Raw genomic sequence first — 24,340 nt, 5'->3', positions numbered from 1 at the left:
ATGAACACCCGCGGTGACAAGGCGGTCGAAGCGCTCCGGGCCTCGCTGAGGGAGGTCGAGCGGCTTCGCCGGCAGAACCGGGAGCTGCGGGCGGCGGCCCGCGAGCCGATCGCGATCGTCGCGCTGGGCTGCCGGTTGCCCGGCGGAGTCGCCGGCCCGGACGACCTGTGGCGGCTGGTCGTGGACGGCACCGACGCGATCGCCGGGTTCCCGGCCGACCGCGGCTGGGAGGAGATCCTCCCCGGCGCCCGGGACTACACCCGCCGGGGCGGGTTCCTCGGCGACGCGACCGGGTTCGACGCCGAGCTGTTCGGCATCAACCCGCGCGAGGCGCTGGCGATGGACCCCCAGCAGCGGCTGCTGCTGGAGGTCGCGTGGGAGACGTTCGAGCGGGCGGGCATCGACCCGCAGGCCGTGGCGGGAACGGCCACCGGCGTCTTCGTCGGGGCCTCCCCGTCGGGGTACGACGGGGCCGGCCGGCTGCCGGAGAACACCGCGGGCTACCACCTGACCGGCACCGCGAGCGGCGTGCTCTCGGGCCGACTGTCCTATGTGTTCGGCCTGGAGGGCCCGGCCGTCACGGTGGACACGGCCTGCTCCTCCTCGCTGGTGGCCCTGCACCTGGCCGTCCAGTCGCTGCGGCAGGGCGAGTGCGGCCTGGCCCTGGTCGGCGGCGTGGCCGTGATCAGCACGCCCGTGGCCTTCGCCGAGTTCGGCAAGCAGGGCGGCCTGGCGTCCGACGGGCGCTGCAAGTCCTTCGCGGCCGCGGCGGACGGCACCGGCTGGAGCGAGGGGGTCGGCGTCCTGCTGCTGGAGCGGCTCTCCGACGCGCGACGGCTCGGGCACGACGTCCTGGCGGTGGTGCGGGGCAGCGCGGTGAACCAGGACGGGGCGTCGAACGGCCTCACCGCGCCGAACGGTCCTTCGCAGGAGCGGGTGATCCGCCAGGCCCTGGCCAACGCGCGCCTGGAGCCGTCCGACGTGGACGCGGTGGAGGCGCACGGCACCGGTACCCGGCTCGGCGACCCGATCGAGGCCGAGGCGCTGCAGGCCGTCTACGGTCGCGGTCGTGCGGCCGACCGGCCGCTGCTGCTCGGCTCGCTGAAGTCCAACCTCGGGCACACCCAGGCCGCTTCGGGTGTGGTCGGCGTGATCAAGAGCGTGCTGGCCCTGCGGAACGGGCTGCTGCCGCGCACCCTGCACGTGGACGCGCCGACGCCGCACGTCGAGTGGTCGGGCGGCGGCGTCGAGCTGCTGACCGAGGCCCGGCCGTGGCCGCAGACGGAGCGGCCGCGGCGGATCGGTGTCTCCGCGTTCGGTGTCAGCGGCACCAACGCGCACGTGCTCATCGAGGCGACCCCGGTCGAGGTCGCCGCCGAGGCCGACGCCGGGTCGCCGGCGCGGACGCCCGAGCCGGGTACGCGTCCGGTGGCATGGCCGGTGTCGGCGCAGAGCGCCGAAGCGCTGCGCGCCCAGGCGGCCCGCCTCGCCGGGTGGTTGGGGCCCGAGGCCGGGACGGCTGACGTGGCGTGGTCGCTGGCGACGACGCGGGCCGGGCTGGCTCACCGCGCCGTGGTGCTCGGCTCCGCCCGTGAGGAACTGGCCGACGGGCTGGCCGTGTTGGCGGCGGGCGAGCCTGCGGCCCGGGTGGTGTCGGGTGTCGCGGTGGAGGGGCGTTCGGCGTTCCTGTTCACGGGTCAGGGTGCGCAGCGGGCCGGGATGGGCCGGGAACTGTACGAGGGGTTCCCGGTGTTCGCGGCGGCGTTCGACGCGGTGTGCGCGGAGCTGGATCCGCTGGTGGGTCGGTCGGTCAAGCAGACTGTCTTCGAGGGTACGGATCTGGACCGGACGGTGTGGGCGCAGGCCGGGCTGTTCGCGGTCGAGGTGGCGTCGTTCCGGCTGCTCGAATCCTGGGGTGTGGTGCCCGACTTCCTGTTGGGGCATTCGATCGGTGAGGTGGCGGCCGCGCATGTCGCGGGCGTGTTCTCGCTGGCCGATGCCTGCGCGTTGGTGGCGGCGCGTGGCCGCTTGATGCAGGCGCTGCCTGACGGTGGCGCGATGCTGGCGGTGCAGGCGTCCGAGGCCGAGGTGCGGGCGGAGCTTGGCGATCGGCTGGACATCGCGGCGGTCAACGGGCCGACTTCGGTGGTGGTGTCGGGTCCGGCGGAGGCGGTGGAGGAGTTCGCGGCAGACTGGGCCGCGCAGGGCCGCAAGACGCACCGGCTGACGGTGTCGCACGCCTTCCACTCGGCGCTGATGGAGCCGATGCTGGCCGAATTCGGCGCGATCCTGGAGGGGTTGACCTTCGCCGAGCCGCAACTCCCGATCGTCTCCAACCTGACCGGGGCCGTCGCCGAGCCGGGTCTGCTGTCGACCCCGGAGTACTGGGTGCGCCAGGTCCGTGAGGCGGTCCGCTTCGCCGACGGCGTCGCCGCCCTGAACGACCACGGCGTGACCCGGTTCGCCGAGTTGGGCCCGGACGCGGTGCTGTGCGGGCTGGCCGGGCAGTCGGTGGCGGACGGCGTGTTCGCACCGCTGATGCGGCGTGACCGGGACGAGGCCGGGACGGTGCTGCGGGCGCTGGCCGAGCTGTGGGCCGCCGGCGTCGACCTCGACTGGCGGGCGGTCCTGCCGGCCGGCCGCCGGATCGAGCTGCCGACCTACGCCTTCCAGCGCGAACGCTACTGGCCCGACGCGCCGCTCGCCGCGCCCGGCTCGGCGGAGGACGCCCGGTTCTGGGCGGCCGTCGAGCGTGCGGACCTCCCGGAGCTGGCCGCCACCCTCAGACTGGAGGACACCCCGGAGGTCCTGGACGGCGTCCTTCCGGCACTGTCCTCCTGGCGGCGCTCGCGTCACCAGGAGGCGATCGTCGACTCCTGGCGCTACCGCGTGGCGTGGAAGCCGTTGGAGGTGTCGAAGGACGCCGTCGAGCTGCACGGCTCCTGGCTGCTCGTCACGTCGGGCGAGCGCGCTCCCGGCGAGGGCGCTCCCGCCACCGGGGCCGCCGCCGAGACCGCCACGACCGGGACCGCCGCAGACGCTCCCGCCGACGACGTGGCGGCCGCGCTGCGGACCGCCGGGGCGCGGGTCACGCGCCTGCGGCTGACCGGGGACCGGGCCGCGCTCGCGGCCCGCCTCGCCGGTGAGGACTTCGCCGGCGTGGTGTTCGTGGCGGCCCCGGACGCCGGCCGGCTGCCGGTCTCCGACGACCTCGCGGCCTGGTTGCCGCTGTTCCAGGCGCTCGGTGACACGGGCTCGGACGCCCCGCTGTGGTGCCTGACCCGCGGCGCGGTGTCGACCGGTGACGACGACCGGCCGGCGGGCCCCGAGCAGTCCCTGCTCTGGGGGCTCGGCCGGGTCGCGGCCCTCGAACAGCCCGGTCGCTGGGGCGGGTTGATCGATCTGCCGCCCGTCCTGGCCGACGAGGACGGGACGCACCTGGCAGCCCTCCTCGCCGGTACCGGCGACGAGGACCAGATCGCCCTGCGGGGGGCGCGGGTGCTCGGACGCCGGGTCGTCCGGGCGCCGCTGCCCGCGACGGCGGCGCCGGAGTGGACCACCGACGGCACCGTCCTGATCACGGGCGGGACGGGCGCCCTGGGCGGGGACGTGGCACGCTGGCTGGCGGGCCGGGGCGTGCCGCATCTGCTGCTGACCAGCCGCCGTGGCGCACAGGCGCCGGGAGCGGACGCACTCGTGTCCGAGCTGACCGCGCTGGGCGCCCGGGTGACCGTCGCCGCCTGCGATGTGACCGACCGGGAGGCGCTGGCCGAGGTGCTGGCCGGGATTCCGGCCGCGTACCCGCTGACCGGAGTCGTGCACACGGCCGGAGTCGGCGCGCCGGGCCCGCTGATGGAGACCGACGCGGACGCCGTCGCCGAGGTGATCGGCGGGAAGGCGGTCGGGGCCGCGCTCCTGGACGAACTCACCGGCGATCTGGACCTGTTCGTGGTGTTCTCGTCGATCGCGGCGATCTGGGGCAGCGGCGGCCAGGGCGCCTACGCGGCCGGGAACGCCTTCCTGGACGCGCTGGTGGCGGACCGCCGGGCGCGCGGGCTGGCCGGCACGTCGGTGGCCTGGGGCCCGTGGGCCGAGGCCGGTATGGCGGCGGACGCCGGGTTCGAGGACTTCCTGCGCCGCCGCGGCCTGACCGCGCTGGACCGCGCGGTGGCGGTCCGGGCGCTGGCCGGGATCGTCGACCGTGACGAGAGCTGCGTGGCGGTCGCGGACGTCGACTGGGAGCGGTTCGCGCCCGCGTTCGTCTCCGGCCGGCCCAGCCCGCTGCTGAGCGAGCTGGCCGAAGTGGCCGGGCCGGTCGGGGCGCCGGCCGGGGGCGCCGCGTCCTCCGAGCTGCGGGAGTCGCTCGCCGCCGCGCCCGAGGGGGAGCGGTCGCGCCTGCTGCTGGAGGTGGTCCGGTCCCGCACCGCGCTGGTGCTGGGGCGTCCGACCGCGGCGGCGGTGGAGCCGCGCCGGGCCTTCCGCGAGCTGGGGTTCGACTCGCTGACCGCGGTGGAGCTGCGCAACCGGCTCGGCGCGGAGACCGGTCTGAAGCTCGCGGCGACGCTGGTGTTCGACCACCCGACGCCCGCCGCGCTGAGCGAGTACCTGCTCGGCGAGCTGTTCGGCACGGCCGACCGGGCCCCGTCGCCGGTACCGGCGGCGCCCGTCGACGACGAGCCGATCGCGATCGTCGGCATGAGCTGCCGCTACCCGGGCGGTGTCCGGTCGGCGGAGCAGCTGTGGGCGATGGTGACCGAAGGCCGGGACGGCGTCACGGACTTCCCCACCGACCGGGGGTGGCCCGAGGGCGGCTCCTACGTCCGGCGCGGCGGGTTCGTCGAGGGGGCGGCCGAGTTCGACGCGGGCATGTTCGGGATCTCGCCGCGTGAGGCGCTGGCGATGGACCCGCAGCAGCGGCTGCTGCTGGAGACGGTCTGGGAGGCGTTCGAGAACGCCGGGATCGATCCGTTCTCGCTGGGCCACTCGCCGACCGGCGTGGTGATCGGAGCCTCGGCGTCCGGCTACGGCCTCGGTATGGACCTGCCCGCGAACACCGAGGGCCACCTGCTCACCGGCACCGTCAGCAGCGTGCTGTCCGGCCGGATCGCCTACACCTTCGGCCTGGAGGGCCCGGCGGTCACCGTGGACACGGCGTGCTCGTCGTCCCTGGTGGCGCTGCACCTGGCGGCGCAGGCGCTGCGGCGCGGCGAATGCGAGATGGCGCTGGCCGGCGGTGTCGCCGTGATGGTGTCCCCGGGGGTGTTCGCCGAGTTCGACAAGCAGAACGGGCTGGCGGCGGACGGCCGGTGCAAGCCGTTCGCCGCCGCCGCCGACGGCACCTCCTGGGCGGAGGGGGTCGGCGTCGTGGTGCTGGAGCGGCTGTCGACCGCGCGGCGCAACGGGCACGAGGTGCTGGCGGTCATCCGGGGCAGCGCGATCAACCAGGACGGCGCGTCCAACGGCCTGGCGGCGCCGAACGGTCCGTCCCAGCAGCGGGTGATCCGGCAGGCGCTGGCCAATGCCGGTCTGTCGGCGGGTGACGTCGACGCGGTCGAGGCGCACGGCACGGGCACCCGTCTCGGTGACCCGATCGAGGCGCAGGCGCTGTTGGCGACCTACGGCCAGGAGCGGCTTGGTGAGCCGTTGTGGCTGGGGTCGGTGAAGTCCAACATCGGCCACGCCCAGGCCGCCGCCGGTGTGGCTGGTGTGATCAAGATGGTGCAGGCGATGCGGCACGGCGTGCTGCCGGCCACCCTGCACGTGGACCAGCCGTCCCCGCAGGTGGACTGGTCGGCCGGTGCGGTCGAGCTGCTGACCGAGGCGCGGCCCTGGCCGGCGGCGGACCGGCCGCGCCGGGCCGGTGTCTCGTCCTTCGGGATCAGCGGGACCAACGCGCACGTGATCCTGGAGGAGGTGCCGGCGGTGGCGGCCGAGGAGCCCGCGACGGTCGACGGCGTGCTGCCGTGGCTGCTGTCGGGCCGGACGCCGGACGCGCTGGGCGCGCAGGCCGAGCGACTACGGGACTTCGTGGCCGGGCGGACCGGGCTGACGCCGGCGCAGGTCGGCCGGTCGCTGGTGTCGCGGGCCGCTCTGGAGCATCGTGCGGTGGTGCTGGGTGGTGAGCGGGCCGGGTTGGTGGCCGCGCTGGGCACCTTGGACGGTGAGGGTGTGGTCCGGGGCCGGGTGGTGCCGGGTGACGTGGTGTTCGTGTTCCCGGGGCAGGGTTCGCAGTGGGTGGGCATGGCACGTGAACTCGCCGACTGGTCGCCGGTGTTCGCGGCGCGGTTGGCGGAGTGCGAGGCGGCGTTGGCGCCGTTCGTGTCGTGGTCGTTGGCGGAGGCGCTGGGCGACGAGCTGTTGCTGGGCCGGGTGGATGTGGTCCAGCCGGTGTTGTGGGCGGTGATGGTGTCGCTGGCGGAGGTGTGGCGGGCGCACGGGGTGGAGCCGTCGGCGGTGGTGGGGCATTCGCAGGGGGAGATCGCGGCCGCGGTGGTGGCGGGTGCGTTGTCGGTGGCGGACGGCGCGCGGGTGGTGGCGTTGCGCAGCCGGGCACTGGTGGAACTGGCCGGTGGCGGTGGCATGGTGTCGCTGGCGGCGGGTCGTGCCGTGGTCGAGGAGCTGATCGGTTCCTTCGAGGGCGGTTCCTTCGCGGGTCGGGTGTCGGTGGCGGCGTTCAACGGTCCGTCGTCGACGGTGGTGTCGGGTGAGCCGGCGGCGCTGGACGCGCTGTTGGCGCTGTGTGCGGCGGGGGAGGTGCGGGCCCGGCGGATTCCGGTGGACTACGCCTCGCACTCCGCGCAGGTGGAGCAGGTCCGGGAGCGGATCCTGGCCGAGCTGGCGGGAATCGTTCCGGCGACCTCCCGGGTCCCGCTGTATTCCACACTGACCGGTGCGCCGATCGACACCGCGCGGATGGACGCCGGGTACTGGTACGACAACCTGCGCTCCACGGTGCGGTTCGAGGAGGCCACCCGCGCGCTGCTGGCCGACGGCCGCTCGGTGTTCATCGAGTGCAGTCCGCACCCGGTGCTGACGGTCGGCGTGCTGGAGACGGCCGACGCGGTCGCCGCCGAGGCGGCCGTGCTGGGGACGCTGCGGCGTGGGCAGGGCGGTCCGGAGCGGCTGCTGGCGGCGCTCGCCGAGGCCTGGACGGCCGGGGCGCCGGTCGACTTCGGGTCGCTGCTGCCCGGCGGTGGCCGGGTGGAGTTGCCGACGTACGCCTTCCAGCGCGACCGCTACTGGCCGAAGTCCGTCGTCGCGGCGGGCGACCTGACGACGGTCGGCCAGCTCGTGACCGAGCACGCGCTGCTGGGCGCCGCCCTGCCCCTGCCGGGCGGGGGCCTCGTTCTGACGGGACGGCTGAGCCTCGCCGGTCACGGCTGGCTGGCCGACCACGCGGTGCGCGGCGAGGTGCTGGTGCCGGGGACGGCGTTCGTCGAGATGGCGCTGCGGGCCGGCGAGCAGACCGGCTGCGGGCTGCTCGCCGAACTGGTGCTGCAGGCGCCGCTGGTGCTGCCCGCCCAGGGCGGCGTCGCCGTCCAGCTGAGTGTCGGCGCCGCCGAGCAGAACGGCTCCCGCACCCTGGAGGTGTTCTCCCGCCCGGACGCCACGGACACCGCGGACACCGCGTGGGTCTGCCACGCCACCGGCCTGCTGGCCCCGGCGGCCACCGCCGTGCAGGCCGGCGCCGACCTAGCCGTCTGGCCGCCGACCGGCGCCGACCGGCTGGAGGTCGAGGACTACTACGAGACGCTGACGGCGGCCGGGTACGGCTACGGCCCGGCGTTCCGCGGGCTGCGCGCCGCCTGGCGCGACGGCGACACCGTCTACGCCGAGGTCGCGCTGCCGCCGGACCTGAGGCCGGACGGGTTCGGGCTGCACCCGGCGCTGCTGGACGCCGCGCTGCACGCGGTGGGCCTCGCCGCCGACCCCGGGGCCGGCACCCGGCTGCCGTTCTCCTTCGACGGCGTGTCCCTCCAGGCGACCGGGGCCGGCTCGCTCCGGGTGGCGCTGACGGTCCGTCCGGACGGCATCACGGTGCGGGCCGCCGACTCCGCCGGTGTGCCGGTGATCGGCATCGAGTCGCTGACCCTGCGGGAGGTCGCCGCTGCGTCCCTGCGCCGGGCCGGTGAACGCGCCGTCCAGGACGCCCTGTTCACGGTCGACTGGACGCCGGTGGCGGCCGGGGCACCCACCCGGCCCGACACCTCGGCCTGGCGGGACGCGGGCACGGGCACGGACGCGGGCACGGTCGAGGACGGCACGACGCCCCCGGTGGTCGTCCTGACCGTGCCGCCCGGCGGAACCGACGCCGAGGTGGCGCGGACCGTCCGGCGGACCACGGGCGACGTCCTGCGCACCGTCCAGGGCTTCCTGGCGTCCGACCGGCTCGCCGCCGCCCGCCTGGTCGTCGTCACCCGCGGCGCGGTCCCGGCCGCTCCCGGGCAGCCGGTGACCGACCTGGCCGGCGCGGCGGTCTGGGGCCTGCTGCGGTCCGCGCAGTCGGAGCACCCCGGCCGGATCGTGCTGCTCGACCGTGACCCCGCCGGCGAGGACCCGGACTGGCAGGCGTGGGCCACCCTCGACGGGGAGCCCCAGATCGCGCTCCGCGAAGGCGGGGCCCGGGTGCCGAGGCTCGTCCGGCAGGGCGCCGGCGAGGACCTCGTCGCCCCCGACGGGCCCGCGGCGTGGCGGCTGGACGTCACGGAGCAGGGCACCCTGGAGAACCTGGCCCTGGTGCCCGCGACCGGGGCCGACGCCCCGCTGGGCGCCGGGGAGGTCCGGGTCGCCGTCCGCGCGGCCGGGGTCAACTTCCGCGACGTCCTGATCACGCTCGGCATGTACCCCGACCGTGCGGTGATGGGCGCCGAGGCCGCGGGCGTGGTGACCGAGGTCGGCGCCGAGGTGACCGACCTGGCCGTCGGCGACCGCGTGTTCGGCCACTTCTCCGGCGGCTTCGCCGACCGGGCGGTCACCGACCGCCGGCTGCTGGCCCGGATGCCGGCGGGCTGGACCTTCGCGCAGGCCGCCGCCGTGCCGGTGGTGTTCACGACGGCGTACTACGGTCTGGTCGACGTGGCGGCGGCGCGGCCGGGGGAGGCGGTGCTGGTGCACGCGGCCGCCGGCGGGGTCGGGATGGCCGCCGTGCAGCTCGCCCGGCACCTGGGCCTGGAGGTGTTCGGCACCGCGAAGCCCGCCAAGTGGGACGTGCTGCGGTCGCTCGGCCTGGACGACGCGCACCTCGCCTCCTCGCGCGACCTCGCCTTCGAGGACCGGTTCCGCGCGGCCACCGGCGGACGCGGCGTCGACGTGGTGCTGAACTCGCTGGCCGGCGAGTTCGTGGACGCCTCGCTGCGGCTGCTGGCCGACGGCGGCCGGTTCGCCGACATGAGCCGGACGGACCTGCGGGACGCCGACCGGGTCGCGGCCGACCACCCGGGCGTGCGCTACCGGGCGTTCAACCCCGCCGAGGCCGGCCCGGAGCGCGTCCGCGCGATCACGGCGGAGATCGTCGCCCTGTTCGACGCCGGCGCCCTGACCATGTTGCCGATCACCGCCTGGGACGTGCGCGACGCGGTCCGGGCGTTCCGGCACATCAGCCAGGCCAAGCACGTCGGCAAGAACGTCCTGACCGTGCCGGCCCCGCTGGACCCGGCCGGCACCGTCCTGATCACCGGCGGCACCGGCACGCTCGGCGGCCTGCTCGCCCGGCACCTGGTGACCCAGCGCGGCGTCCGGCACCTGCTGCTGCTCAGCCGGCGGGGAGCGGACGGCCCGGGCACGGCGGACCTGCTCGCGGACCTCGGCGCGCTGGGCGCCGAGGTGACGGTCGCGGCCTGCGACGCCGCCGACCGGGACGCCCTGGCCGGCGTGCTGGCCGCGATCCCGGCCGGGCACCCGCTGACCGGCGTGGTGCACGCGGCCGGCGTCCTGGACGACGGCGTGTTCGACGCGATGACCCCCGAACGGGTCGAGGCCGTGCTGCGCCCCAAGGTCGACGCGGCCGTCAACCTCCACGAACTCACCCTCGGCGCGGACCTCGCGCTCTTCGTGCTGTACTCCTCGGCCTCGGCGACCTTCGGCACCGGTGGCCAGGCCAACTACGCGGCCGCCAACGCCTTCCTCGACGGCCTCGCCTCCCACCGGCGCGCACGCGGGCTGCCCGCCCACGCGCTGGCCTGGGGGCTCTGGCAGGAGGCCAGCGCGATGACCCGGCACCTGGACCCGGCGGCCGGGACCCGCGCCGACAAGCTCGGCGTCGCCCTGAGCACCGCCCAGGGTCTCGCGCTCTTCGACGTCGCCACCGCCGCGCCCACCCCGCACCTGGTGCCCGTCGTGCTGGACCGCACCGGTGGCGGGACGGTCCCGGCGCTGTTGCGCGGCCTGATCCGCCCCGCCGCCCGCCGCGCGGCCGAACGGGACACGGGTGACGGCGACACGCTGGCCGGGCAGCTGCGCGGCACCTCCGCGAGCCGGCGCCGGCAGATCCTGCTGGACCTCGTCCGGGCCAACGCGGTGACCGTGCTCGGCTACGCCGACGCCGACGCGATCGGCGCCCGGCAGGCCTTCCGCGACCTCGGCTTCGACTCGCTCACCGCGGTCGAGCTGCGCAACCGGCTCAACACCGCCACCGGCCTGCGGCTGCCCGCCACCACGGTGTTCGACCACCCGAACCCGACCGCGCTCGCCGACCACCTGGCGACCAGGCTGCTGGGCGAGAGCGCCCCGGCCGTCGTCGCCCGACCGGCGGTGCCGGCCGCCCCCGACGAGCCGATCGCGATCGTCGGCATGGCGTGCCGCCTGCCCGGCGGCGTGGCCTCCCCGGCCGACCTGTGGCGGCTGGTGTCCGCCGGCGAGGACGGGATCGCCGCCTTCCCGACCGACCGCGGCTGGCCGGCCGGCGTGATCGACGGCGAGGCCGCGCGCGGCGGCTTCGTGGCCGGCGCCACCGAGTTCGACGCCGGGCTGTTCGGGATCTCGCCGCGCGAGGCGCTGGCGATGGACCCGCAGCAGCGGCTGCTGCTGGAAACGGCCTGGCAGGCGTTCGAGGACGCGGGAATCGTCGCCTCGGCCCCGGGCAGCCGGTCCACCGGTGTCTTCGTCGGCGCCGCCTCCTCGCACTACGGCCTGGGCATGCGGATCCCGGACAGCGCGCTCGGGCACCTGATGACCGGCAGCGCGACCAGTGTCGCGTCCGGCCGCCTGGCCTACGTGTTCGGGCTGGAGGGCCCGGCGATGACGGTGGACACGGCCTGCTCGTCCTCGCTGGTGGCGCTGCACCTCGCGGTGCAGGCGCTGCGGGGCGGCGAGTGCGACCTCGCCCTGGCCGGCGGGGTGACCACGCTCGCCACCCCGGGCGTGATCACCGAGTTCGACCGGCAGGGCGGCCTGGCCTCGGACGGGCGGTGCAAGGCCTTCTCGGCCGACGCCGACGGCACCGGCATGTCCGAAGGTGTCGGGCTGCTGCTGGTGGAGCGGCTGTCGGACGCGCGCCGCAACGGCCATCAGGTGCTGGCGGTGGTGCGGGGCAGCGCGGTGAACCAGGACGGCGCGTCGAACGGTCTGACGGCGCCGAACGGTCCGGCCCAGGAGCGGGTGATCCGCCAGGCTTTGGCGAACGCCCGGCTGGAGGCGTCCGAGGTGGACGCGGTGGAGGCGCACGGGACGGGGACCAGGCTGGGTGACCCGATCGAGGCGCAGGCGTTGCTGGCCACCTACGGCCAGGGGCGCGGCGAGGACCGGCCGTTGTGGCTGGGGTCGGTGAAGTCGAACATCGGGCACACCCAGGCGGCGGCGGGCGTCGCCGGGGTGATCAAGATGGTGCAGGCGCTGCGGAACGGCGTGCTGCCCGCGACGCTGCACGTGGGCGAGCCGACGCCGCAGGTCGACTGGTCGACGGGCGCGATCGAGCTGCTGACCGAGGCCCGGCCCTGGGCACGGGCCGAGCGGCCGCGTCGGGCGGGTGTGTCGTCCTTCGGGATCAGTGGCACCAACGCGCATGTGGTGATCGAGGAGGCGCCGGCCGCGCCCGAGGCGCCGGTCGCGGCGTCCGAGCCGGCCAATGGCCCGGTGCCGTGGCTGGTGTCGGCGCAGAGCGACGGGGCCCTGAGGGCCCAGGCGGCGCGGCTGGCCGGGGCGTTGGGCGCCGACGAGCGTCCGGCGGACGTGGCGTGGTCGCTGGCGACCGGGCGGGCCGAGCTGGTCCATCGCGCGGTGGTGCTGGGCGCCGGACGTGCTGAACTGCTGGACGGGCTGGCCGCGTTGGCGGCGGGGCGGCCTTCGGGCGCTGTGCTGTCGGGTGTCGCGGTGGAGGGTCGGACGGCGTTCCTGTTCACGGGTCAGGGTGCGCAGCGGGTCGGGATGGGCGCGGGGTTGTACGCGGCGTTCCCGGTGTTCGCGGCGGCGTTCGACGCGGTGTGTGCGGAGTTCGACCTGCTGCTGGACCGGCCGGTCAAGGACGTGGTGTTCGAGGGCGCCGACGATCTGGACCGGACGGTGTGGGCGCAGGCCGGGTTGTTCGCGCTGGAGGTGGCGTCGTTCCGGTTGCTCGAATCCTGGGGTGTGGTGCCGGACTTCCTGTTGGGGCATTCGATCGGTGAGGTGGCGGCCGCGCATGTCGCGGGCGTGTTCTCGCTGGCGGATGCCTGCGCGTTGGTGGCGGCGCGTGGCCGCTTGATGCAGGCGCTGCCTGACGGTGGCGCGATGCTGGCGGTGCAGGCGTCCGAGGCCGATGTGCGGGCGGAGCTCGGCGATCGGCTGGATGTCGCGGCGGTCAACGGCCCGACTGCGGTGGTGGTGTCGGGTTCGGCCGGGGTGGTGGAGGAGTTCGCGGCCGGCTGGGCCGCGCAGGGCCGCAAGACCCACCGGCTGACGGTGTCGCACGCCTTCCACTCGGTGCTGATGGAGCCGATGCTGGCCGAATTCTCCGCCGTCCTGGAGGGGTTGGCCTTCGCCGAGCCGACGCTCCCGATCGTCTCCAACCTGACCGGGGCTGTTGCCGAGCCGGGTCTGCTGTCGTCGCCGGAGTACTGGGTGCGCCAGGTCCGTGAGGCGGTCCGGTTCGCCGGCGGCGTCGCCACCCTGGACGGCCACGGCGTGACCCGGTTCGTCGAACTCGGTCCGGACGGTGTCCTGACCGCGCTCGCGGGCCGGATCGTTCCCGATGCGGTCGGCGCCCCGCTGCTGCGCAAGGACCGGGACGGCCGGGAGACCGTGCTCGCGGCGCTCGCCACGCTGTGGGCGGCCGGCGCGGAGATCGACTGGTCCGCGCTGCTGCCCACCGGCCGCCGGGTGGAACTGCCCACCTACGCCTTCCAGCGCGAGCGCTACTGGCCCGAGCCGCTCGACCCGGGGGCCGGCACGGCCGACCCGGACGAGGCCCGGTTCTGGGCGGCGGTCGAGCGCGAGGACCTCGACGGCCTCGCCGACACCCTCGACATCGCCGAGGCACCGGACGCGCTCGGGTCCGTCCTGCCGGTGCTGTCCTCCTGGCGGCGGTCGCGCCGTCAGGAGGCGGTGATCGAGTCGTGGCGCTACCGGGTGACCTGGAAGCCGCTGACCGGGCTGACGGACGGCAGGCTCTCCGGGACGTGGCTGCTGGCCGCACCGGAGGGCGCCGCGGACGCGGACGGCATCGCCGCCGCGCTGCGGGAGGCCGGCGCCGACGTGCTCCCGTTCGACCTGGACGCCGTCCCGGCGGCGGTCGCCGGGGTCGTCGCGGTGCTCCCGTCGGGTGCGGTGGGGTCCGCCGTGGTATCGGCCGCGGTGGACCTGCTCCGGACCCTGGGCGAGGCGGGGATCGACGCCCCGCTCTGGGCGGTCACCAGCGGAGCCGTCTCGATCGGCCGCTCCGATCCGCTGCGGGATCCCGTCCAGGCCCAGGTCTGGGGCCTCGGCCGGGTCGCCGCGCTGGAGCACCCGCAGCGCTGGGGCGGTCTGGTCGACCTCCCGGCCGTCCTCGACCCGCGGTCGGCCCGGCGCCTGGTCGCCCTGCTCGGCGGCGGCGCCGGTGAGGACCAGGTGGCCGTGCGCGGCGCCGGCGTGTACGGCTGCCGCCTGACCCGCGTCGCGGCCGACGGCTCGCCCGTGACGCCGTGGGCGCCGTCCGGCCCGGTGCTGATCACCGGTGGGACCGGTGCGCTGGGTGCGGAGACGGCCCGCTGGCTGGCCGGTCGCGGGGTGCCGCGACTGGTGCTGACCAGCCGTCGCGGCGCGGATGCCCCCGGCGTCGCCGAGCTGGTGGCCGAGCTGACGGCGGCGGGCACCGAGGTCGTGGTGGCCGCCTGCGAGGCGACCGACCGGGAGGCGCTGGCCGCGCTGCTCGCGGAGCACCGGCCGACCGGCCTGGTGCACGCGGCCGGTGTCGGGCAGGGTGCCGTGCCGCTGGCGGTCACCGATGAGGCGGAGATCGCCCGCGTGCTCGACGCGAAGGCGACCGGCGCCGCACTCCTCGACGAGCTGACCGCCGGGCTGGACCTCGATCTGTTCGTGGTCTTCTCCTCGATCGCGGCCACCTGGGGGAGCGGTGGCCAGGGCGTCTACGCGGCCGCCAACGCCTATCTCGACGCGCTGGTGCAGCGCCGCCGGGGGCGGGGCCTGCGGGGCACCTCCGTGGCCTGGGGGCCGTGGGCCGGCGAGGGCATGGCCGCCCAGGGCGAGGCCGCCGAACAACTGCGCCGCCGCGGCCTGAGCACGATGGACCCCGGGCTCGCCGTCCTCGCCCTGGCCCGTGCCGTGGACGGGGACGAGACCTGCGTGACCGTCGCCGACGTGGACTGGGAGCGGTTCGCGCCGGTCTTCGGGTCCGCGCGGGCCGGCTCGCTCTTCGCGGATCTGCCGGAGGTGGGTGCGGCGTTGGTGCCGGTGGTGGGGGTGGTGGAGCGGGGTTCGGTGTTCCGGGCGGAGTTGGCGGCGGCGCCGGTGGGGCGTCGTGAGCGGTTGGTGTTGGAGTTGGTGCGGTCGTGTGCGGCGGTGGTGTTGGGTCATGCGTCGGTGGAGTCGGTGGGGGCGGGGCAGGCGTTCCGTGCGTTGGGTTTTGATTCGTTGACGGCGGTGGCGTTGCGGAATCTGTTGGTGCGGGAGACGGGGTTGTCGTTGTCGGCGACGTTGGCTTTCGATTATCCGACGCCGGTGGTGTTGGCGGGGTATCTGGCGGGGGAGTTGCTGGGGTCGGTGGCCGCGGTGGAGTCGCGGGTGGAGTCGGGGGTGTCTGCCGGGGTGGTGTCGGTCTCGGACGATCCGGTGGTGATCGTGGGGATGAGTGCGCGGTATCCGGGTGGGGTGGGGTCGGCGGCGGGGTTGTGGGATCTGGTGGCCGGTGGGGTGGACGGTGTGTCGGGGTTCCCGTCCGATCGTGGTTGGCCGGTGGGTGTGTTGGGTGGTGGGGCCGCGCGTGGTGGTTTCGTGGCGGGGGTGACGGAGTTCGACGCGGGGTTGTTCGGTATTTCGCCGCGTGAGGCGTTGGCGATGGATCCGCAGCAGCGGGTGTTGTTGGAGGCGTCGTGGGAGGCGTTCGAGGGGGCGGGGATCGATCCTCGGTCGGTGCGTGGTGGTGCGGTGGGGGTGTTCGTCGGCGCGTCGTCGTCGGGTTATGGGATGGGTGGGGGGTTGGAGGAGGCCGGGGGGCATGTGTTGGCGGGGACGGCGAACAGTGTGATCTCGGGTCGGGTGGCGTATGCGTTCGGTCTGGAGGGGCCGGCGGTGACGGTGGACACGGCGTGTTCGTCGTCGTTGGTGGCGTTGCACTGGGCGGCGCAGGCGTTGCGTGAGGGCGACTGCGAGATGGCCCTGGCGGGCGGTGTGACGGTGATGGTGTCCTCCGCCGCCTTCGACGAGTTCGACCGGCAGGGCGGGCTGGCCTCCGACGGTCGTTGCAAGTCCTTCGCGGCCGGCGCGGACGGCACCGGCTGGGCCGAGGGCGTCGGCGTCCTGCTGGTGGAGCGGCTCTCCACCGCCCGGCGCGACGGGCACCGGGTCCTCGCGGTGCTCCGGGGGAGCGCGGTGAACCAGGACGGTGCGTCCAACGGCCTCACCGCTCCCAACGGTCCCGCTCAGCAGCGGGTGATCCGGCAGGCGCTGGCGAACGCCGGGCTGTCGTCGGGTGACGTGGACGCCGTGGAGGCGCACGGCACGGGCACCGTGCTGGGTGACCCGATCGAGGCCCAGGCACTGCTGGCCACCTACGGGCAGGACCGGCCGGCCGACCGGCCGCTGTGGTTGGGCTCGGTCAAGTCCAACATCGGCCACACCCAGGCCGCTTCGGGCGTCGCCGGGGTGATCAAGATGGTGCAGGCGATGCGGCACGGCGTGCTGCCGGCCACCCTGCACGTGGACGAGCCGTCCCCGAAGGTGGACTGGTCGGCCGGTGCGGTGGAGTTGCTGACCGAGGCCCGGCCGTGGCCGGAGACGGACCGGCCGCGTCGCGCGGGCGTCTCCTCCTTCGGGATCAGCGGCACCAACGCCCACGTCATCATCGAGAGCGTGCCGCCGGCCCCGGTGGAGGAGCCGGAGCCCGCTCCGCGGCTCCCCGCCTGGACCCTCTCGGCGAAGACGGCCGACGGCCTGCGCGCGCAGGCGGACCGCCTGCGGGCGTTCGTCGCGCGGGGCGCCGACGTCCGCGATGTCGCCCGGTCGCTGGCCGTCTCCCGGGCGGCACTGGACCACCGGGCGGTGATCGTCGGCGGGGACCACGCGGAACTCCTGCGCGGCCTGACCGCGTTGGCCGCGGGCGAGCCCGACGCGGCGGTGGTCTCCGGCGCGGTCGGCGACCACCGCACCGCCTTCCTGTTCACCGGTCAGGGCGCGCAGTACGCCGGCATGGGGCGCGGGCTGTACGAGGCGTTCCCGGTGTTCGCGCAGGCCTTCGACGCCGTCCGCGCGGAGCTGGACCTCCGGCTCGACCGCCCGCTCACCGAGGCGGTGTTCGAGGGCACCGACCTGGACCTGACGGTGTGGGCCCAGGCCGGACTGTTCGCCGTCGAGGTGGCCTCGTACCGGTTGCTCGAATCCTGGGGCGTGACGCCCGACTTCCTGCTGGGGCACTCGGTCGGCGAGATCGCCGCCGCGCATGTGGCGGGGGTGTTCTCGCTGGCCGATGCCTGCGCCCTGGTGGCGGCGCGCGGCCGGCTGATGCAGGCGCTGCCGGCCGGTGGCGCGATGCTGGCGGTGCAGGCCTCCCAGGCCGAGGTGCGGGCGGAGATCGGCGACCGGCTGGACATCGCCGCCGTCAATGGGCCGACTGCGGTGGTGGTCTCCGGCCCGGCCGAGAGCATCGACGAGCTGGCGGCCGACTGGACGGCCCGGGGCCGCCGGACCCGCCGGCTGACCGTCTCGCACGCCTTCCACTCCGCGCTGATGGAGCCGATGCTCGCCGAGTTCGGCGCGGTGCTGGAAACCCTGTCGTTCGCCGAACCGGCCGTCCCGCTGGTCTCGAACCTGACCGGTGAACTCGCCGGGCCCGGGGTGGTGTCCACCCCGGCGTACTGGGTGCGCCAGGTGCGCGAGGCGGTCCGCTTCGCCGACGGCGTCGACACCCTGCGCGAGCTCGGTGTCACCCGGTTCGCGGAACTCGGGCCGGACGGTGTGCTGTCCGGGATGGCGCAGCACACCGTCGCGGACGGTGTGTTCGCCCCGCTGCTGCGCGACGGCCGTGAGGACACCGGGACGGCGCTGCGGGCGCTCGCCCGGCTGTGGGCCGACGGCGCCGAGGTCGACTGGTCCGCGGTGCTGCCCGAGGGGCGGCGGGTCGAGCTGCCGACGTACGCCTTCCAGCGGCAGCGGTTCTGGCCGCAGGCCGCTACCGCCGGGCTCGCGCCGACGGCGGGGGACTCGGTGGAGGCCAGGTTCTGGGACGCCGTCGAGCGCGAGGACTTCGGCGATCTGGCGGACATCCTGGACACCCCCGACCCCTCGCGGCTGCTCGGCGCGGCCCTGCCGGTGCTCTCCACCTGGCGCGGCCGGCGGCGCCGGGAGTCCGCGATCGAGTCCTGGCGCTACCAGGTGACCTGGCGGCCGCTCACCGGTCCGGCGGCGGCCCCGGCGCTGACCGGCAGGTGGCTGCTGGCCGTCCCGGCGGCGTGCGTGACGCACGCCCTGGCCGAGGATGTGGCGGCGGCGATCCGGTCGGCGGGCGCCGAGGTGGTCCGGTTCGTGCCCGTCGGTACGGACCGGGCGGCCCTGGCCGCGCAGCTCCACGGTGTGGGCGAGGTCGCGGGCGTGGTGTCGCTGGCCGCGCTCGCCGAGGAGACGGCGCCGGGCTCCTCGGTGCCGGAGGGCCTGGAGCTGACCCTGGGCCTGTTCCAGGCCCTCGGTGACGCGGGTGTCAGCGCCCCGGTCTGGGCGCTGACCGAGCACGCGGTCTCGGTCGGCCGGTCGGACCGGGCGGCCGGTCCCGCGCAGGCACAGGTCTGGGGGTTCGGCCGGGTCGCCGCCCTGGAGGCCCCGGAGCGCTGGGGCGGCCTGGTGGACCTGCCGTCCGCCCTGGACGCCAGGGCGGGCTCGCGGCTGGTCGCGGTGCTGGCCGGGGGCACCGGTGAGGACCAGGTGGCCGTGCGCGGCTCGGGTTCGTACGGTCGCCGGCTGGTCCGGGTCGCCTCCGGTGACGGGGCGCCGTGGTCGCCGGCCGGCGCCGGGGCCGTCCTGGTCACCGGCGGGACGGGCGCCCTGGGCGCCACGGTCGCCCGGTGGCTGGCCGAGTGCGGGGTGGCCCGGGTGGTGCTGACGAGCCGTCGCGGCATGGACGCGCCGGGCGCGGCGGACCTGGTCGCGGAGGTGGCGGAGCTGGGCACCGAGGTCGTGGTCGCGGCCTGCGAGGTGACCGACCGGGCCGCACTGGCCGCGGCGATCCCGGCGGACCTCCCGCTGATCGGTGTGGTGCACGCGGCCGGTGCGCTGGACGACGGTGCGCTGGACTCGCTCACCCCGGAACGGTTCGAGGCGGTCCTGGCCGCGAAGGCGGCCGGTCTCGTCGCCCTGGACGAGGCGACGCAGGGGCACCCGCTGGAGTTCTTCGTGGCGTTCTCCTCGCTGGCGGGCACCGTCGGCAGCGCCGGTCAGGCCAACTACGCCGCCGCCAACGCCTTCGTGGACGCGTGGGCGGGCGGGCGGCGCGAGCGCGGTCTGCCCGGTGTGTCGGTCGCGTGGGGCCCGTGGGCGGACGGCGGCATGGCGGCCGACCCCGCGCTGGTGCAGCGGCTGCGGCGTGGCGGTCTGCCGCCGATGGACCCGGCGCTGGCGGTCACGGCCCTGGCCGGGGCGATCGGCCACGACGACGCCACCCTGGTGATCGCCGACATCGACTGGTCGCTGTTCGCGGGCGGCCTGAGCGGGCTCCGGGCCGGCGCGCTGCTGGCGGACCTGCCGGAGGCCGCCGGGGCCACGGCCGGCGCGGCGGGCGCGGCGGGTGTCGGGCCGGCGGCGGAGTTCCGGGCGGAGCTCGCGGCGGCGCCGGAGACCAGGCGTCCCGCCCTGCTGCTGGACGCCGTGCGGTCCTGGGCCGCGGTGGTCCTGGGACACGGCTCGCCGGACGCGGTCGGCGCCGAGCAGGCGTTCCGCGACCTGGGGTTCGACTCGGTGACGGCGGTGGAGTTCCGGAACCTGGCGGCGGCCCGGACGGGCCTGTCCCTGTCGGCCACCCTGGTGTTCGACCGGCCGACTCCGGCCGTGCTGGCGCGGAACCTGGCCGAGCAGCTGTTCGGCCGGGCCGAGCCGGGCGAGGCCGTCCCGGCCGCCGGCGGCGCCGCCGCGGCGGAGGAGCCGATCGTGATCGTCGGCATGTCCTGCCGCTTCCCGGGTGGCGCCGGATCGCCGGACGCCCTGTGGGAGCTGCTGTCCGACGGTGTGGACGCGATGACCGGGATCCCCTCCGACCGCGGCTGGCAGGCCGGCTGGACGGGCGCGGACTCGGCCGCGCGGGGCGGATTCCTCGACGGCGTGGCGGAGTTCGACGCCGGGCTGTTCGGGATCTCGCCGCGTGAGGCCTTGGCGATGGACCCGCAGCAGCGGCTGCTGCTGGAGGCGTCCTGGGAGGCGTTCGAGTCCGCCGGTGTCGATCCGCACGCGCTGCGGGGGCGGCCGGTCGGGGTCTTCGCCGGAACCAACGGGCAGGACTACCCGGTGCTGCTCGCGGCCTCCGAGGAGGACGTGGCCGGGCACGTGGCCACGGGCAACGCGGCCTCGGTGCTGTCCGGCCGGGTGGCGTACGCGTTCGGGCTGGAGGGCCCGGCGATGACGGTGGACACGGCCTGCTCGTCCTCGCTGGTGGCGCTGCACCTGGCGGCGCAGGCGCTGCGGGGCGGCGAGTGCGAACTGGCGCTCGCCGGCGGTGTGTCGGTGATGTCGACCCCGGGGGTGTTCGCGGAGTTCGACCGGCAGGGCGGACTGGCGGCGGACGGCCGCTGCAAGGCCTTCTCCGCCGGGGCGGACGGCACCGGGTGGGGCGAGGGCGTCGGCCTGCTGGTGCTGGAGCGGCTCTCCGACGCGCGACGGCTCGGGCACGAGGTGCTGGCGGTGGTGCGGGGCAGCGCGGTGAACCAGGACGGCGCGTCGAACGGGCTGACCGCGCCGAACGGTCCCTCGCAGGAGCGGGTGATCCGGCAGGCACTGGCGAACGCGGGGCTGTCGGCGGACGGGGTGGACGTGGTGGAGGCGCACGGGACGGGCACCCGGCTGGGCGACCCGATCGAGGCGCAGGCGCTGCTGGCCACCTACGGTCAGGACCGGTCCGGTGAGCCCCTGCTGCTGGGTTCGGTGAAGTCCAACCTCGGCCACACCCAGGCCGCCGCCGGTGTCGCCGGAGTGATCAAGATGGTGCTCGCCCTGCGGCACGGCATCGTGCCGCCGACCCTGCACGTCGGCGAGCCGACGCCGCAGGTGGACTGGTCGGCGGGCGCGGTCGACCTGGTGACGGAGCGCCGGCCGTGGCCCGTCGTGGACCGGCCGGGCCGGGCGGGCGTGTCCTCGTTCGGGATCAGCGGGACCAACGCGCACGTCATCCTGGAGGCCGCTCCGGCCGCCGGGACCCGGCCGCCGGCGACGACCGGCGCGGTGGACGGAGCGGTGGACGCCGATCCGCAGCCGTGGCTGCTGTCCGGCCGTTCGGCCGGGGCGCTGGCCGCCCAGGCGGAGCGGCTGCGCGGGTTCGCGGCGCGGCGGTCGGACCTGCGACCGCAGGACGTGGCCCGGTCGTTGCTCTCCCGGGCGGGGCTGGACCACCGTGCCGTGGTGCTCGGCGCCGACCGGGACGGCCCGCTCGGCGCCCTGGCCGAGGGCCGGCCGTCCGGCGCGGTGGTGTCGGGCGTCGCGGTGGAGGGTCGGACGGCGTTCCTGTTCACCGGTCAGGGCGCGCAGCGCGTCGGCATGGGGCGCGGGCTGTACGAGGCGTTCCCGGTGTTCGCGGACGCGTTCGACGCCGTCTGCGGGGAGCTTGACCTGCTGCTGGACCGGCCGGTCCGGGAGGTGGTGTTCGAGGGCGCCGACGATCTGGACCGGACGGTGTGGGCGCAGGCCGGCCTGTTCGCGGTCGAGGTGGCGTCGTTCCGGTTGCTCGAATCCTGGGGGGTGACCCCGGACCTGTTGCTGGGCCACTCGATCGGCGAGGTCGCCGCCGCGCATGTGGCGGGGGTGTTCTCGCTGGCCGATGCCTGCGCGTTGGTGGCGGCGCGGGGCCGGCTGATGCAGGCGCTGCCTGACGGTGGCGCGATGCTGGCGGTCGAGGCGTCCGAAGCCGAGGTGCGGGCGGAGATCGGCGACCGGCTGGACATCGCCGCCGTCAACGGGCCGACTGCGGTGGTGGTCTCCGGCCCGGCGGGGGTGGTCGACGAGCTGGCGGCCGCCTGGACGGCCCGCGGCCGCCGAACCCGCCGGCTGACCGTCTCGCACGCCTTCCACTCGGCGCTGATGGAGCCGATGCTGGCCGAATTCGCTTCCCTGATCCAGGGGTTGACCTTCACCGAGCCGCGTACGGCGGTGGTGTCGAACCTGACCGGCAGGGTGGCCGGGCCCGGTCTGCTGACCACCCCGGACTACTGGGTGCGGCAGGTGCGCGAGGCGGTGCGGTTCGCCGACGGCCTCGCCCACCTGGAGGAGCAGGGCGTGCGCCGGTTCGTGGAACTCGGACCGGACGGCGTGCTGTGCGGGCTGGCGCAGCAGTCCGTTTCCGGCGGCACCTTCGCGCCGCTGCTGCGCACCGGCCGCGAGGACCGGGACACCGCGCTGGAGGCGCTCGCCCGGCTCTGGACGGCGGGCGCCGAGGTCGGCTGGCCGGCCGTGCTGCCGGCGGGTGCCCGGGTGGAGCTGCCGACCTACGCCTTCCAACGGGACCGGTACTGGCCGAAGGTGCCGGTCACGGCGGGCAGCCGGCCGGGGCAGCACCCGGTGCTCGACGACTGCCTCTACCGGGTGGTGTGGAAGCCGGTCACGCCCGCTCCGAAGCGGCTCGACGGCACCTGGCTGCTCGTCACCGACACCGAGGCCGACGCGGCTCCCGGGGCGGCGCTGCTCGGCGCCGCGACGGCGGGAGCCGAGATCGTCCGGGTGACCGTCGACGGGCTCGACCCGGCGGGTCTGGCGGGCCGGCTGCGGGCCGCGGCCGACGGTGTCACCGGGATCCTGCACCTGCCCACCGGACTGGCGCGGAGCCTGGTGCTGATGAAGGCGCTCGACGACGCGGACCTGGACGCGCCGCTGTGGACGGTCACCCGCGGTGCGGTGGCCGTCGACGGGGCGGACCGGGTCGGCCGCCCGGAGCAGGCGCAGCTGTGGGGCTTCGGCCAGGCCGCCGCGCTGGAGTACCCGGGGCGGTGGGGCGGGCTGATCGACCTGCCCGCCGAACCGGACGCCCGGACCGCCGCGGCCCTGGCGGCCGTGCTCGGCGGGGGGACCGGCGAGGACCAGCTCGCCCTGCGCGGCGGCCGGGTGCTCGCCCGGCGGCTGACCCGCACCGGCGCCGGGGACGCCCCCGTGGGGCCGTGGCGGCCGTCGGGGCCCGGCACGGTGCTGGTCACGGGCGGCACCGGTGCGCTGGGCGCGGTCGTCGCGCGGTGGCTGGTCGGCCGGGGGGTCACGGACCTGGTCCTCACCAGCCGCCGGGGCGCCCGCACGCCCGGTGCCGCCGAGCTGGCCGCCGAGTTGACGGCGGCCGGTGCCCGGGTGACGGTCGCCGAGTGCGACGCGGCCGACCGGGAGGAGCTGGCCGCGGTGCTGGCCGCGATCCCGGCCGACCGTCCGCTGCTCGGTGTGGTCCACGCCGCGGGCGTCGCCCAGTCGGCGCTGCTCGCGGAGACGGACGTCGACGACATCGCGAAGATCATCGGCGGCAAGGTCGACGGCGCGGCGCACCTGGACGAGCTCACCGAGGCCGCGGACCTGGAGCTGTTCCTGGTCTTCTCGTCCATCGCGGCCACCTGGGGCAGCGGCGGGCAGGCCCTCTACGCGGCGGGCAACGCCTATCTGGACGCCCTGGCCAGGAACCGGCGGGACCGCGGTCTCGCCGGGACGTCGGTCGCCTGGGGGCCGTGGGCGGGCGCCGGGATGGCCGCCGACGGCGCGGAGGACTTCCTGCGCCGCCGCGGCCTGGTGCCGCTCGACCCGGAATTCGCGCTCTCCGCCCTGGCGGCGGCCGTCGACGGCGGCGAGAGCGGGCTGACCGTCGCCGACGTGGACTGGGCACGGTTCGCGCCCGCCTTCACCTCCGGCCGGCCGAGCCCGCTGCTGGGCGACCTGCCCGAGGCGGTCGACGCGCTGACCACGGCGCAGGCGCCCGCGGCCGGGGCCGGTGGGCTGCCCGCCCGGCTGGCGGGACTGGGCCCGAGGGAGCGGACGGCCGAACTGCTGGAGCTGACCCGGGGCGTCCTCGTGGACGTGCTCCGCTACTCCTCGACCCGGGAGATCGACGGGACCAGGCCGTTCCGCGACCTCGGCTTCGACTCGCTCACGGCCGTCGAGTTCCGCAACCGGCTGGCGCGGGAGTGCGGTGTGCCGCTCCCGGCCACGATCGTCTTCGACCACCCGACACCCGTCGCGCTGGCAGCCCATCTGCACAGCACACTGCCGGGCGCCGAGTCGGCCGCGGACGTCGAGCCGTTGCTCGGGATGCTCGACGGGCTGGAGGCGGCGATGGCCGACAGCCCGCCGGACGAGCTGTCGAGGACCAGGGTCACCGTGCGGCTGCAGGCGTTCCTGGCCAGGTGGGCCGCCGGAGCCCCGGCGGAGGACGAGGACACCATCACCGATCTCCTCGACGCCGCCGACGACGAGGAACTGCTGAACCTGGTCCGGGAGGAGCTGGGCACCAGCGGTCTGGAGTGACGGTCCGGGCCCCGGGGCGGCGGCGCGAGTCCGCCGC

The 24,340-nt window shown here is 76.1% G+C and carries 1 protein-coding gene; it reads left to right on the top strand.

What is annotated here, in order from left to right:
• Positions 1–24,303 (top strand): type I polyketide synthase, encoded by a 24,303-nt coding sequence (locus ACIQTO_RS35265; RefSeq protein WP_402397038.1) that lies wholly within the window; start codon positions 1–3, stop codon positions 24,301–24,303.
• Positions 24,304–24,340 lie beyond the last annotated feature (37 nt).

It is taken from the genome of Kitasatospora sp. NPDC091207 (genome assembly GCF_044768625.1).
In the GTDB taxonomy this organism is placed as follows: Bacteria; Actinomycetota; Actinomycetes; order Streptomycetales; family Streptomycetaceae; genus Kitasatospora.
The sequence above is the reverse complement of the archived record's forward strand: the minus strand, read 5'-3'. Positions and strand labels throughout refer to the sequence as shown.

Coding starts and splice junctions, on each gene's coding strand:
- ACIQTO_RS35265 (WP_402397038.1), top strand. CDS start 1: ATGAACACCCGCGGTGACAAGGCGGTCGAAGCGCTCCGGGCCTCGCTG.